Raw genomic sequence first — 13,599 nt, forward strand, 5'->3', positions numbered from 1 at the left:
TTCATTTCGCCTCCACCTCCGGCAGGGGGACGTCGTCCGACATCGCCGGCGCCGTCCAACCCCGATCCGCGGCCAGTTGCGCGCCGCGCACCGTCTCCACGGCCTGCGACGGACCGTCCACATCGGACCAGTACTCGTCGTCGGCGTCGGGCAGCAGCCCGGCGAGGCGACGCTCGACCGTCTTGAAGTCCGACAGCGGCGCCCCGCGCGTGGGGGCCGGCTTGTCGCCGCGCTGCAACGCGTCGACCAGCTCGACGGCGCTCTGCTCGGTCTGGTTGTCGAAGTACTCGTAGTTGACCTGCAGCACCGGTGCCAGGTCGCAGGCGGCGAGGCATTCGGCGTGTTCGAGCATGATCGAGCCGGGCTCGCCGGGCGTTCCGGCGACCTGCTCGTGGCCGAGCGGTTCGTCGTCGGAACCGAGGTGCCGTTGCAGCTTCTGGTAGACCGCGTCGCCGCCCATCGCCGCGCACAGCGTGTTCGTGCAGACGCTCACCAGGTGCTCACCGCACGGCTTGCGCTTGTACATCGTGTAGAACGTCGCGACGGCCGACACCTCGGCCTCCGACAGTCCCAGCTGCTGCGCGCAGAACGCGATGCCTTCCTGGCTCACGTAGCCCTGCACCGACTGCACGAGGTGCAGCAGCGGCAGCAGCGCCGACCGCGACTCCGGATACCGCGCGATCAGCTCCCTGGCGTCGGCGACGGTGTCCTCACCGAAGGGTTCGGTGCTCATCGGTCCACTCCCCCCATCACCGGGTCGATCGAGGCGACGGCCGCGATGACGTCGGCGACCAGGCCGCCCTCCGACATCGCGGGCATCGACTGCAGGTTCACGAAACTGGGCTCGCGCACGTGGACGCGCAACGGCCGCGTCCCGCCGTCGGAGACGAGGTGGAAACCGAGCTCCCCGCGCGGCGACTCGACCGTCGAGTAGACCTGGCCCGGCGGCACGCGGAAGCCCTCGGTGACGAGCTTGAAGTGGTGGATCAGCGATTCCATCGACTGGCCCATGATCTTGCGGACGTGGTCGAGCGAGTTGCCCATGCCGTCCGCGGAGATCGACAGCTGCGCCGGCCAGGCGACCTTGCGGTCCTCGACCATCACCGGTCCCGGCTCGAGCTTGTCCAGCACCTGCCGGATGATCCGCAGCGACTGGCGCATCTCCTCGATGCGCAGCAGGTACCGCGCCCAGCAGTCCGCGTCGGTCGAGGTCGGCACCTCGAAGTCGAACTCGTCGTAGCAGGAGTACGGGTCGGTCTTGCGCAGATCCCACGCCACGCCCGCCGACCGCAGCACCGGCCCGGTGACGCCGAGCGCGAGGCACGCGTCGACGGGCAGGTAGCCGACCCCCTTGAGCCGGTTGCGCCAGATCGGCTGGCCCGTGAACAGCTTGTCGTAGGACGGCAGCCGTTCGTCGATGGTCTTGCAGAACTCGGTGACCTTCTCGACGAAGTCGTCGGGCATGTCCTGCGCGAGCCCGCCGGGCCGGATGAACGCGTGGTTCATCCGCAGACCGGTGAGGTGCTCGAGCAGGTGCAGCACCTCTTCGCGCTCGCGGAAGCCGAGGGTCATCGCCGTCGTCGAGCCGAGCTCCATGCCGCCGGTGGCGATGTAGACGAAGTGCGAGCCGATGCGGTTGATCTCCATCAGCAGCACCCGCAACAGCTGCGCCCGGCGCGGCACCTCGAGGTCGAGGAGCTTCTCCACCGCCAGGCAGTAGCCCATCTCGTTGAACAGCGGCGACAGGTAGTCCATGCGGGTCACGAACGTGACGCCCTGCGTCCACGTGCGGTACTCGCAGTTCTTCTCGATCCCCGTGTGCAGGTAGCCGATGACCGAGCGGAGCTGGGTGACGGTCTCACCCTCCATCTCCAGGACCAGCCGCAGCACGCCGTGCGTCGACGGGTGCTGCGGGCCCATGTTGATGACCATGCGCTCGTCGTGGCTGGCGTCGGTCAGCACGTCGTCCCAGTCGCCGCCGCTGACCGTGTACACCGGACCCTCGGTGGTCTCGCGCGCCTCGGCGGGCTGGGGCTGTTCGGTGCGGTGCTGTTCGGTGGGGTTGGTAGTCACGAGTACGACCTCCGCGTGTCCGGCGGCGGGATCTCCGCGCCCTTGTACTCGACCGGGATTCCGCCGAGCGGGTAGTCCTTGCGCTGCGGATGCCCCTCCCAGTCGTCGGGCATGAGGATTCGGGTGAGCGCGGGGTGGCCGTCGTAGACGATGCCGAACATGTCGTAGGCCTCCCGCTCGTGCCAGTCGGCGGTCGGGTGGACCTCCACAATGGACGGGATGTGCGGGTCGTCCACGTCGACGGCCACCTCGAGGCGGATGCGCCTGCGGTAGGTCATCGACAGCAGGTGGTACACCGAGTGCAACCGCTGCGGCACGTCCTCGCCGTAGTCCACACCGGACACCGAGCTGCACAGTTCGAACCGCAGGCCCTCGTCGTCGCGGAGCACCCGGCACGTCGCCACGAGGTGCTCGCGGGCGAGGTAGAAGGTGATCTCGCCGCGGTCGACCGTGATCTGCAGGATCGCCTCGGCGGGGACGCCGTTCTCGCGCAGCGCGGCGAGGAACTCGTCGACGAAGTCGTCGAACCAGCCGCCGTAGGGCCGTTCCGCGGGCGGCGGCGAGTAGGCGGGCAGGCGCAATCCGCCGTAGCCGGAGGTGTCACCGCTGCCGGAGACGCCGAACATGCCGCTGCGCTCGCGGCCCGCGACGAGACGGGCCGGTTCTGCGCCGTGCGGCTCGAGACCGCCCTCGGGGCGTTCGGCACTGGAGTTCTCGCCGCCGGTGACGGGGTTCTGGTCGGTGGTGGGATTCTGGTCGGGTTCGGGTTTCGACATCGCCGGCCTACTTCTTCGCGTACTTGATGGACGACGGGACGATCTCGGTCTTCGCGCCGCTCTCGGCGCGCAGCTGCGCACGGCGGGCGTTCAGCGGTTCGTCCTGGACCTTGGCGTGCAGCTTGAGGATCGCGTCGAGCAGCATCTCGGGCCGCGGCGGACAACCGGGCAGGTACATGTCGACGGGCACGATGTGGTCGACGCCCTGCACGACCGCGTAGTTGTTGAACATGCCGCCCGACGAGGCGCACACGCCCATCGCCAGGACCCAGCGCGGCTCGGGCATCTGGTCGTAGATCTGGCGCAGGACGGGCGCCATCTTCTGCGTGACCCGGCCGGCGACGATCATCAGGTCGGCCTGGCGCGGGGTGGCGCTGAAGCGCTCCATGCCGAACCGGGCGATGTCGTAGCGGGACCCGCCGCTGGTCATCATCTCGATGGCGCAGCACGCGAGACCGAACGTCGCGGGCCACATGGAGTTCTTGCGCGCCCAGTTGACGACGCCCTCCAGGCTCGCGAGCAGGATTCCGTTGGGGAGCTTTTCCTCAAGACCCATGGCGCATCAGTTCCAATCGAAGCCGCCGCGGCGCCACACGTAGAAGTCCGCGATGAAGAAGGTCGCGATGAACAGCGCGACCGCACCGAGGCCCCACAGGCCCAGCGCGTCCGCGGCCACCGCGTACGGGAAGAGGAAGACCATCTCGATGTCGAAGAGGATGAACAGCATCGCCGTGATGTAGTAGGCGACCGGCATCCGGCCCGCGCCCGCGACGGGCTGCGGCGACGGTTCGATCCCGCATTCGTAGGCGGCCGTCTTGGCCTTGTTGTAGCGACTCGGGCCGACGAGCGGACCCAGCAGCACGGAGACGACGCCGAACGCGGCGGCGAGGACGAGCAGCAACACCAGGGGCAGGTAGATCCCGATGCTGGCGGCCCCTTCCTGAGCCAGCACCTGGGCCTGGGTGGGTCCGATGGACCCGATGGCGGCCTGCACGTGCTCGGCCGGGGCGTGACTCGCCGAGGCGAGACCGGCCGACGCGAACGTGACGTTCACTGCGGGCACCATCCTTTCCGCGTCGTTGCGTTCGGACTTGTGTGTGCTGCGTGGGTCCGGGTCGTGACTCGCGCTACACCCGGACAGCTTCGTCAGGGATGCAGGTCACAGCCTTGTCCGTGGCCGCGCGAGCGCGGTTCGTGACGACCCGTCCCCTGACGTCGTGAAATCCTTCACAAGCTCTCCTAGGCGGTTGTGAAGCGCTTCACAAAGCATGGGGCCAGTGTAGGACTCGAGTCACAGGCTGTCGCTAGCCCCTTCTTTCTAAGGACGACCTAAGTTGACAGCCAGGTCAGCAGGGGTCCGACGCCGCCGAATGGCCCACTACCAGCGCAAAACTGATCGCGAGGACAGTCGCGATGTGGATCATGAAAAGCGACGTGATCTATCCCACGCAGGGCGTTTCGTCGGGTTCTGGCCGACGCGAGGCCTCCCCCGCGCGGGCGGGGGTCGGGTTGCGGGTCCGGAGTTACGCGCTCGGGGTGGCGCGTGCGGCGGCGGCGATGATGCGGTCGACGAGGTCGCCGCCCTTCGCGTCGTAGCAGCCGGACAGTCCCTTGTAGACGAGCGGGATGATCGGGTTGATCCGCAGGCCGTATTTGGTGGCTGCGCGCATGATCTTGGGTTTGCCGATGAGCGTGGCGAAGGCGTTGCCGAGGCGGTAGTAGCCGCCCATGAGGTCGGCGACGGCGCGCGGGTAGCCGGCGAGTGCGCGTTCGCGGGAGGGGCCCTCGGGGCGCGCGAGGGCCTGCATGACGTGTTCGGCGGCGAGCTGGGCCGATTCCATGGCGGCGGAGATGCCTTCGCCGTTGAAGGGGCTGACCATGCCGCCCGCGTCGCCGAGCAGCAGCATCCCGTCGCGGTAGTGCGGGGTGCGGTTGAAGCCCATGGGCAGGCCGGCGCCGCCGATCTTGCCGACGGCGTTCTCCTCGCGGTAGCCCCATTCCTCGGGGGTGCCGTCGAGCCAGGAGCGCAGCAGCTGGCGGTAGTCGATGTTGCGGAACGACGAGGACGTCGACAGCATGCCGAGGCCGACGTTGACGGTGCCGTCGCCGAGGGGGAACGCCCAGCCGTAGCCGGGCAGCAGCTTGGGGTTGGCGGGGTCGGCGCGGTCCCACAGTTCGAGGTGGCCCTCGATGTATTCCTCGTCGTGCCGCGGGCTCTCGTAGTAGCGGCGGACGGCGACGCCCATGGGGCGTTTCTCGTTCTTGTCGATGCCGACGGACAGGGCCAGGCGGGCGGACACGCCGTCGCAGGCCAGCACGAGGGGTGCGTGGTAGCGGACGGGTTGTTTGTCGGGGCCGTGTTTGCCTTCGACGCCGATGACGCGGCCGGTGCGTTCGTCGGTGATCGCGCCGGTGATGGTGGTGCGTTCCTGCAGTCGCGCGCCGGCTTTGACGGCGGTGTGGGCGATGAGTTCGTCGAAGTCGTGGCGGGTGCGGGAGATGCCGTAGGGCGGGTAGCTGGTGAGGTCGGGCCAGTCGAGCTGCAGGTGCAGGTCGCCGGTGATGATCCGCAGGCCCTTGCTGTACGTCCAGCCCGCTTCGGGGCTCATGTCGAGGCCGAGGTCGATGAGCTGTTTGACGCCGCGCGGGGTCAGCCCGTCGCCGCACACCTTGTCGCGGGGGAAGGTGGTTTTCTCGAGCAGCAGCACGTCGACGCCGCGCGGGCGAGGTACGTGGCGACGGTCGCACCTGCGGGACCGGCCCCGACGACGATGACCTCGGCATCCTGACTCATGGGTCCAGTCTCCCAGGACGTTGCCGGGCCGCTGAGCAGTGGTGTCCGGTCTCTCAGGTGTCGGCCTGTGGCTGTTCCGTGTGCTGTTCCGTGTGCTGTTCCGTGGTGTCGGCTTCGGGTTTGCGGGCGCGGTGGATGGCGACGGCGCCGAACATGAGGTTGAGCCATTCGACCTTGGTCCAGCCCGCGGAGGCGATGATTTCGCCGAGGGTGCGTTGGTCGTGCCAGGTCAGCATGGATTCGGTGAGGTAGCCGTAGGCGTCGGGGTTGGATGCGGCGCGTTTGCCGAGCCAGGTGAGGATGCGCAGCACGATGCGCCGGTAGACGAAGCGGATGGGCGCGAACGTCGGTGTCGACACCTCGCAGATCACGAGTCGCCCGCCGGGTTTGACCACGCGCATGGCCTCCACGAGCGCCGCCTTGGTGTCGACGAAGTTCCGCAGCCCGAACGACACGGTCACCGCGTCGAAGGCTTCGTCGGTGAACGGCAGCCGCAGCGCGTCCGCGGCGATCATGGGCACGCCTCGGTTGCGCCCGTTGCGCAGCATTTCCAGGGAGAAGTCGGCGGCCACGCACCAGGCCCCGTCGCGCGCATACTCCTCGGTGGACACGCCGGTGCCGGCGGCCAGGTCGAGGACCCGTTCCCCTTCGCGCGCGTCCAGCGCCCCGGCCGTGGTGGCCCGCCATCGCCGGTCGAAGCCGAACGTCATCACGGAGTTGGCACGGTCGTACCCGGCCGCAACGCCGTCGAACATGGCGGCGACCTCGCGAGGATCCTTGTCCAGCGACGCACGAGACATGGTTGAAGACTAAGCCGCCACGCGAGACGTGTCGTGTCGGGTCGGTGGCGGCGGGCCCGGTTCAGGAGGGTGGCGGTGGGTCGTCGGGCTCGGGCGATCGGGGTGGGAGGACGGTTTCGCGTTTGTCGGTGTAGGTGGCGCCGAGGGGTGTGGTGATCGAGGACGTGCCGCGGGTGGGATCGTAGGTGTGGATCCAGCCGGGTGCGTTCTTGAGCCGGTGGTGTTTGCGGCACTGGGGTGCCGCGTTGTCCGTGGAGGTCGAGCCACCGTCCCGTGCCCATTGCTGCTGGTGGTCGAAGTCGCAGTGCCGTGCGGGCCGCCGACACCATGGCACGACGCACATGCGGTCGCGGACTTCGACGACCTTGCGGATCGTCGAGTTCGGGCGATACGACGAGCGGCCAAGGTCAACGGGGTTGCCGGTGGCCGGGTCGCACAGCACCTTCCGCCACACCGACTTCGGGTTCGTCATGATCTCCCGCGCGTACGCGGCGGGGACGGGTCCGATTCCATCGATGGACGCCCCGGTCTCGGACATCGAGAGGGCGGTGTCGATCGGCATGTGCAGGTAAACCATCGCCGCCGACTGGGGCACGGTGACGCCGGGATCGTTGCCCAGGAGCAGGTCGGCGAACACGTCGGCGCGAAGCTGGTCGAGATTGCGCGACGAGACCGAGAGCCGAAGCTTGCGAGCCATCGCATCAACGCGGGCGTACGCGGCGGAGGCAACGTCGGACGGCAGATCGGCCGACAGGCGTGACTGGGCGTAGACCCCGTGGTCGAGCGTGACCTTCCGCCCTGAGTGGGCCATGCGAGCGGCAGCAGTCTCGGCACCGGGATCGACTTGCTTGACGATCTGCGACGCATGCCAAGCCATATTCCGAGGCTGCCACGCAGTAAGAGACAGCCGAGAAAGCTTCTCCTCCAGCAACCGATCAACCTCAAGAGCATCAGAATCAGAAACCGGAGCAACAGTATTCAACACCCGCTCGGCGCAATACCGATCAACCTGCCCCTCCCGCATAGCGGAAAGCAGCCGAGGCATCCGATAAGTCAAAGCAAGCGCGGTATGAATCCGATCTAACACGCCCTGCGGCGACAGTCGAAGCTCAGGCGCCAACGCCTCAGCCAACGACCGCCGCTCCACCGAATCCGACGACGCACCGTCATCGAGCGAAGCAAGAAACTCCACCTCAGCAGCATCAGCCCGAGCCCGCAGCGCAAGAACCCCGCGAGCCGACTCAACGATCCCCTCAACATCCGTCACGCAACCAATGTTACCGAACAACTGATCGAGAACCACCACCTACAAGCATGACAAAAAATCACCACGCAAAGTAACCCCACCACCCCACCCCAAATACCGAACCCGCCGAAGCGAAGCAAGGCAACCCCGCCAACCACCCCAGACCCCACACACAAATCCGCCCCAGCGAAGTGTCATCCCGTCGACCTAAAAAGCAACCATCACACTGCAGTCAGGGCGCAACCCAAAACGAAACCGCAGCGAAACCCGAAACCCTTGCGCCCTGACTGCAGTGTGATACCCAAAACCGGAAGTCGACGGGATAACACTTCGCCCAGCGGCAAAGCCGCCCCACCATCCCGGAGACCTGCCCGCCGGCGAGGCACCTACCCCAACCCCCAAAACCCCAACACAGCACCACGAGCTGCCAACACAGCCCCGTGGGATGCCAACACAGCCACGTGAACTGCTGACACGGCGACACGAGTTGCTGACACGGCGACACGACGTGCTGACACGGCCACGCCAGGCGCCAACACGACCACGCGAGTTGCTGACACGCCCGCGCGAGGTGCCAACACGGCCACGCCAGATACCAACACGGCGACGCGAGGTGCCAACACGGCGACGCAAGGTGCTGACACGGTGCGGATACCAGTGGAATGTCGAACCGCACCACCCCACAAGGTCTGAATCGAGATGACACAATCGGTAACGAAACGGTGCCACTTCGATCGATATTCACCGAAACCACCAAGAACGAACTAACGCGCACAAGGAAATCCCACAAAGTCGACTAATCCGCAAATCTCGGCGTGCGACGAAACGACTGGACCGTTCGGCGCACTACTTTCAGCGAATTATTGGTAGCACCATTTCCACGGGCGGGCGCGCATACCCGAACCCGGCCCCGTTGAGCAGCACGGTTTCGTTGCTCTCCGGCGAAATCCCCGTTCACACCTCGCCCACCGGACCGCCCCGGACCAGGGGATGCGCGACCCGAAAGCCGCCCGGATGGGCCATTCGGAGTGATTTGATCGGGTTTCTGGCGAACGCCCGGAACGTGGTGCTAAGAACGAGTCGACGGCGATCACGGGCCATTCCGCCACAAGCGGCGCGGCCCTGAATCACCGGAAAACGCGGACTACTACTGGGGTTGAGTCCTCGTGAACGGAACCCTGCTGAACGGAAACCTCGTGAAATTTTCCCCTGTGAAGGAAGCGGCCGCGAACGGTGCGACTCGCGGCTACGTGACCGCCTGCCACGACGATTCCGCGCTGCGCCGGGCGGCACGGAATCTGCAGCTTCCGGACGTGTACGGGGCGTCGTACGGCGGGCTCCAGCTGGACCGTCCGATGCTGGTCACCGAGGCCGAGGCCTCCCGCTTCGGCGACGACCTCCGTGCACTCCTCGACCTGCTCGTCGACCTGCCCGGCCGACTGGTCGGCGGCGACCTCGCCGCCTTCTGCACCCGGATCGGCATGCACCCCGACCTGGCCGAGTTGGTCACCAAGGGCGCCGAACAGCCGTTGCCCCGCTACGGCCGTGCCGACGCCTATCACGACGGTGAGGGTTTCCGCGTCCTCGAGCTCAACGTCGGCAGTGAGGTCGGCGGCATCGACACCGCCCAGCTGAACCGCGCGTACCTCGAGGTTCCCGCATTCGCCGAGTTCGCCGCGGCCCACGACCTCACGTTCGTCGATCCGCTGCCCCGCGTCGCCGACCTGCTGCGAAGCGCGGGCGCCGCCGTCACGGACGCCGAGCCGACGGTCGCGCTCATCGAATGCAACGGCGGTCTGGCCGCCCACGAGCACGTGTTCGCGGCGATCCAGGAAGCCATGGCCACCGTCGGCATCCGGCTGCTGCTCGGTGAGCTCGACGACCTCGGCAGCCGCGGCGGGAAGGTGACGCTGCGGGACGAGCCCGTCGACGTCATCCTCCGCTACTTCGTGGCCGGCGAGCTGGTGTCCGACGCGTCGGGCAGGCGAGCGCTCGAGCTGATCCTCGACGCCGAGGGCACCGCCCTGTTCACCCCGTTGTCCGCCGCGGCGTTCGCGAGCAAGGCCGCGTTGGGACTGCTGCACGATCCGGCGGTCCGGAGCAGCGGTCTGTCCTCGACCGAACGCGCGCTGGTCGACCGCATCGTGCCCTGGACCCGGATGCTGTCACCCGGCGTCGAGAGCGGCACGGACCCGGGTGACCTCGACGAGCTTGTCGAACGCTGCCGCAGCGAACGCGAGGACCTCGTCGTCAAGCCGGGCACCGGCTACGGCGGTGTCGGCACGGTCGTCGGCCACGACGTGTCCGACGACGAGTGGGCCGCCGTCCTGCACGACGCCACCGCGGGTGGCAGGGGCGATCTCGTCGTGCAGCGGCGCGTGCGCCCGGCCACCGAGACGGTGCTGGACGCCGACACCGGCGAGCCGTCCGAATGGGTCGCCAACTGGGGTCTGTTCGTCGACCCCGACGGCCATGCGGGCGGCTTCGTCCGTGCGCTGCGGCCCGAGCACGGCGCGATCGTCTCGTACTCCAACAAGGAGACCCGCGGAACCTGCGTCTTCACCACCCCGTCCTGACCGGCCCCGACCCACGAACCCCGCCGCCCGCCCCGAGCCGCATCACTACCCCGAGCCGCCACCCACAGCCGCCCGGCTGTGCCGTCATCCGAGGGGACCGTCCCACCTCATGTCCAGACCAGACCCGGTCACGGCACCGGCTCACGTCATCGTCATCAACCGATGGCGCGAGCACTATGCCGAGTACGCCGAGTACCTCGACCACGCGAGCCATCACGTCACCTACATCAGCACCGAGGTCGGCCTGGGGTCGGTGCCCGCGACCGCCACCGACGTCGAGATCGTCGACGCCACCGACGATCTCGACCAGGTGCGCACCGCCGCCGCGGCGCTGGTCGGCCGGCACGGGATCCCGGACCGCATCGTGGCGCTCAAGGAGGACGACCTGCTCGTCGGCGCGCAGCTGCGGGTGGACTACGGGGTCGTCGGCGACCGGCCCGAGAATCTGCTCGTCTTCCGCGACAAGCTGGCGATGTGCCGCGCGATCGCCGAAGCGGGATTGCCGGTGCCGCGCTTCACCGTGGCCGCCGATCTCTTCGACATCCGTGCCATGGGTGAACGGGTCGGCTGGCCGCTCGTGCTCAAACCACGCATCGGCAGCTCGAGCGCCGGGGTCACCGTGCTGTCGGGACCGGCGGAGCTCGACGCGCTCGCCCCGCCGACCGTCCCGATGCTCGTCCAGGAGTTCAACCCGCACCCGATCCACCACGTGGACGGGGTCTTCACCCCGTCCGGTCTGCTCGCGTGCAAGGTCTCGCGCTACGTCAACACCTGTCTCGGGTTCCGCGAGGGCACGTTCCTCGGCTCCGTCGAGGAGGACGATCCCGAGGTCGTCGCGGCCGTCGAGGCCGCCGCGACGGACTTCCTCGGCGCGTTGACCCGCTCGTCGGTCCCGTTCCACCTCGAGGTCTTCGTCTCCACCGGCGAGGCGGGCGTGTCGTGTTCCTTCCTCGAGGTCGCGCCCGGGTCGGCGGCGCGGAGATCCCCTTGCTGTGGCGCGAACTGCACGGCTGGGACCTGATGCGCGCGGCGTTCGACCTGCAGCTCGGCCGAACACCGACGCCCCCCGCGACACCGGCCGGGTCCGGCGACCGGGTGGGTGGCTGGCTGCTCGTCCCGGCGCCGGCCACGCGGCCCTGTGTCATCACCGACGTGACCCCGATGGTCGGCCGCACTCCCGGCCCCTACGCCGAGGTCGTCCTCGAACCGGGTGCCGTGCTTCCCGACGCCGACGCCTACTACGAGCACGTCGGCGGCCGCTTCCGGTTCCGGGGCGCCTCGAGCGACGAGGTCGTGACGGCGTTGACCGCCACGGCCACCGCGTTCCGGGTGCGGGCCGAGCAGGTCGAGGCGGTGCCGGCGACATGAGGAACTACGAGAAGCAGATCCTCGACGGGGAGGGCAAGGACGACTACGCGCGCTACATGCGCACCGACGCCCTGCTCGCCCTGCAACGCACCCCGGAGGAGGTCGTCCATCGGGACGAGTTGCTGTTCCAGATCGTCCACCAGTCGACCGAGCTGTGGTTGAAGCTCGCCGTGTCGGACCTGACCGAGGCCACCGCGCGCGTACCGGACGGCGATCTCCTCCCCGCGGCGGAACTGCTCCAGCGCTCCGCGCTGGCGATCCACGTGATCACGGAGCACCTGGAGATGTTGCGGCACCTGTCGCCGTGGGACTTCCAGACGATTCGCACGATCCTGGGGCACGGTTCCGGTGCCGACTCCCCCGGCTGGCGTTCGCTGCACAAGGCCGGCCACGGCATGGCACGCGCCTTCGCCGTGTTCGCCGAGAGCCGCGGGCTCGACGTGGCCGAGCTGTACCGGGCGCGGCGGGCGACGCCGGAGCTCCAGCTGGTCGAGGCGATGATCGAATGGGACGAGCGCGTCTCGATCTGGCGCGTCCGCCACTACAAGGTGTTGACCCGGGTTCTCGGGAACCAGTCGATCGGCACGCAGGGAACCCAGGTCGACACGCTGGCCAAGCTCATCGAGTACAAGTTCTTCCCGCAGCTGTGGGAGGTCCGCACCGAGCTGACGGCCACCGGTCCGATGGGCGACTACCACCTCGCGGACTCATGACGGCTCCGGTGACGCCCCCGACGGGCACGCGGGAGCATCCGGGGGCCCGCGGTCCCCGGGCCCCTCTCGACGCCGCGGCCTTCCGTGCCCGGTTCCCGGTGCTGCGTGAGCAGGTGCATCTGGCCGGGTGCAGCCTCGGCCCGCGGTCGGCCGACCTCGACGCGGCGCTGACGTGCATGCTCGCCGACATGGCGGCGCACGGTGCGCCGTGGCAGCGGTTCGAGGAACGCATCGCCGAGGCGCGGCGGTTGTTCGCCGCGTTCGTGGGTGCGCGCGAGGATCAGATCGCCATCGTGCCCGACGCCTCCACCGGCGCCTTCCAGGTGGCCTCCACAATGGACTGGGGCGCACGGCGGCGGATCGTGTCCACGATGGCCGAGTTCCCCTCGATCTCCCACGTCTGGCTCGCCCAACGCCCGGAGGCCGAGGTCGGCCACGTCGCCGCCGACGCCGGCGTGGACGAGTACGCCGCGTCGATCGATCGCACGACGGGACTGGTCTCGGTTCCGCTCGTCGACTATCGCGCGGGCAGGCGCCTGCCGGTGGAGGACATCGTCGCGGTCGCCAGGGCCGCAGCGCCCGGGTGTTCGTCGACGCCTACCAGGCAGGTTCCTGCGGACCGGTCGACGTGTCGACCCTGGACTGCGACTTCCTCGTCATGGGCACGATGAAGTACCTGCTCGGCCTCCCGGGGATCGCGTTCCTCTACGTCCGCGACCCTGCGGGCGCGGCCCGGGATCCGCGATTGACGGGCTGGTTCGGGCGTCGCGATCCGTTCGCGTTCGACCCCACCACCCTGGACTTCGCCGACGGCGCGGACCGGTACCGCGTCGGCACCGCGTCCGTACCGGCCGCCTACGCGGCGTGCGCCGGTCTGCGGCTGCTGTCCGAGACCGACCCCGAGCAGGTCCGTGACCACGTGCACGACCTCGCCGAGCTGGCCGCCGACCGGCTGCGCGCCCACGGCGAGGACGTCGAGATCCTGCCCCGCCCCTCGCGTGGGGCGCACCTCGGGCTCCGTGCCCACGATCCGGCCAAACTCGGCCTCGCCCTGGAGGAACGCGGGATCTCCGTCGCTCCACGCGGCGAGGTCGTACGCATCGCCCTGCACTACTACAACAACGCCGATGACGTCGATGCGCTGTGTTCGGCACTGGCCGAACTCCGCGACTCCGCGTCGCCGTCACCGGCCAGGACAACCCGACGGTGAGGAACCATGTGCGCCCATGAGTTGAGACATTGGTTACGCAGTC

At 68.6% G+C, this 13,599-nt stretch carries 11 protein-coding genes and 2 pseudogenes; 5 read left to right on the forward strand and 8 right to left on the reverse strand.

Features of this window, described 5'->3' with window-relative positions; translation table 11 throughout:
- Position 1: 1 nt before the first annotated feature.
- The 8 genes and pseudogenes from nuoE to BJF85_RS01845 form a co-directional block, all read right to left on the reverse strand.
- The gene (gene nuoE, locus BJF85_RS01810; RefSeq protein WP_075845490.1) at positions 2 to 733 is read right to left on the reverse strand and encodes an NADH-quinone oxidoreductase subunit NuoE; all 732 of its coding nucleotides are present in this window, start codon (positions 731 to 733) and stop codon (positions 2 to 4) included.
- Complete coding sequence (locus BJF85_RS01815; protein ID WP_075845491.1) at positions 730 to 2,073, reverse strand: NADH-quinone oxidoreductase subunit D; 1,344 nt, start codon at positions 2,071 to 2,073, stop codon at positions 730 to 732. The genes nuoE and BJF85_RS01815 overlap by 4 nt, the downstream gene beginning before the upstream one ends.
- Positions 2,070 to 2,849, reverse strand: a complete 780-nt coding sequence (locus BJF85_RS01820) for an NADH-quinone oxidoreductase subunit C (RefSeq protein WP_075845492.1) — start codon at positions 2,847 to 2,849, stop codon at positions 2,070 to 2,072. The genes BJF85_RS01815 and BJF85_RS01820 overlap by 4 nt, the downstream gene beginning before the upstream one ends.
- A gap of 7 nt (positions 2,850 to 2,856) precedes the next feature.
- Positions 2,857 to 3,405 carry an NADH-quinone oxidoreductase subunit B family protein gene (locus tag BJF85_RS01825; RefSeq protein ID WP_075845493.1) on the reverse strand — a complete coding sequence of 183 codons (549 nt, stop codon included), beginning with the start codon at positions 3,403 to 3,405 and terminating at the stop codon, positions 2,857 to 2,859.
- A gap of 6 nt (positions 3,406 to 3,411) precedes the next feature.
- Entirely contained in the window at positions 3,412 to 3,822 is a 411-nt protein-coding gene (locus BJF85_RS01830) for an NADH-quinone oxidoreductase subunit A (protein ID WP_255375327.1), read from the reverse strand.
- 550 nt (positions 3,823 to 4,372) lie between these two features.
- A pseudogene (locus BJF85_RS01835) lies at positions 4,373 to 5,643 on the reverse strand (geranylgeranyl reductase family protein).
- A 53-nt stretch (positions 5,644 to 5,696) separates the two neighbouring features.
- Positions 5,697 to 6,443, reverse strand: a complete 747-nt coding sequence (locus BJF85_RS01840; protein WP_075845494.1) for a class I SAM-dependent methyltransferase — start codon at positions 6,441 to 6,443, stop codon at positions 5,697 to 5,699.
- A gap of 61 nt (positions 6,444 to 6,504) precedes the next feature.
- Positions 6,505 to 7,749: an HNH endonuclease signature motif containing protein gene (locus BJF85_RS01845; protein ID WP_083665839.1), complete on the reverse strand. Its 1,245-nt coding sequence runs from the start codon at positions 7,747 to 7,749 to the stop codon at positions 6,505 to 6,507.
- Positions 7,750 to 8,855: 1,106 nt separating this feature from the next.
- Between BJF85_RS01845 and BJF85_RS01850 the strand changes: the two genes are divergently transcribed.
- From BJF85_RS01850 to BJF85_RS01865, 5 genes and pseudogenes are all read left to right on the forward strand, one after another.
- Positions 8,856 to 10,265: a hypothetical protein gene (locus BJF85_RS01850; RefSeq protein WP_222844419.1), complete on the forward strand. Its 1,410-nt coding sequence runs from the start codon at positions 8,856 to 8,858 to the stop codon at positions 10,263 to 10,265.
- A gap of 109 nt (positions 10,266 to 10,374) precedes the next feature.
- Entirely contained in the window at positions 10,375 to 11,286 is a 912-nt protein-coding gene (locus BJF85_RS01855) for an acetyl-CoA carboxylase biotin carboxylase subunit family protein (RefSeq protein ID WP_222844420.1), read from the forward strand.
- Positions 11,253 to 11,633: a hypothetical protein gene (locus tag BJF85_RS28650; RefSeq protein ID WP_222844421.1), complete on the forward strand. Its 381-nt coding sequence runs from the start codon at positions 11,253 to 11,255 to the stop codon at positions 11,631 to 11,633. The genes BJF85_RS01855 and BJF85_RS28650 overlap by 34 nt, the downstream gene beginning before the upstream one ends.
- Positions 11,630 to 12,346: a tryptophan 2,3-dioxygenase family protein gene (locus BJF85_RS01860; RefSeq protein WP_075845495.1), complete on the forward strand. Its 717-nt coding sequence runs from the start codon at positions 11,630 to 11,632 to the stop codon at positions 12,344 to 12,346. Before BJF85_RS28650 ends, BJF85_RS01860 begins: the two co-directional genes overlap by 4 nt.
- A gap of 188 nt (positions 12,347 to 12,534) precedes the next feature.
- A pseudogene (locus tag BJF85_RS01865) lies at positions 12,535 to 13,556 on the forward strand (aminotransferase class V-fold PLP-dependent enzyme).
- Positions 13,557 to 13,599: the final 43 nt, after the last annotated feature.

Source organism: Saccharomonospora sp. CUA-673 (assembly GCF_001942305.1).
Taxonomy (GTDB): domain Bacteria; phylum Actinomycetota; class Actinomycetes; order Mycobacteriales; family Pseudonocardiaceae; genus Prauserella.

Coding starts and splice junctions, on each gene's coding strand:
- BJF85_RS01820 (WP_075845492.1), bottom strand. CDS start 2,849: ATGTCGAAACCCGAACCCGACCAGAATCCCACCACCGACCAGAACCCC.
- BJF85_RS01840 (WP_075845494.1), bottom strand. CDS start 6,443: ATGTCTCGTGCGTCGCTGGACAAGGATCCTCGCGAGGTCGCCGCCATG.
- nuoE (WP_075845490.1), bottom strand. CDS start 733: ATGAGCACCGAACCCTTCGGTGAGGACACCGTCGCCGACGCCAGGGAG.
- BJF85_RS01855 (WP_222844420.1), top strand. CDS start 10,375: ATGTCCAGACCAGACCCGGTCACGGCACCGGCTCACGTCATCGTCATC.
- BJF85_RS01825 (WP_075845493.1), bottom strand. CDS start 3,405: ATGGGTCTTGAGGAAAAGCTCCCCAACGGAATCCTGCTCGCGAGCCTG.
- BJF85_RS01860 (WP_075845495.1), top strand. CDS start 11,630: ATGAGGAACTACGAGAAGCAGATCCTCGACGGGGAGGGCAAGGACGAC.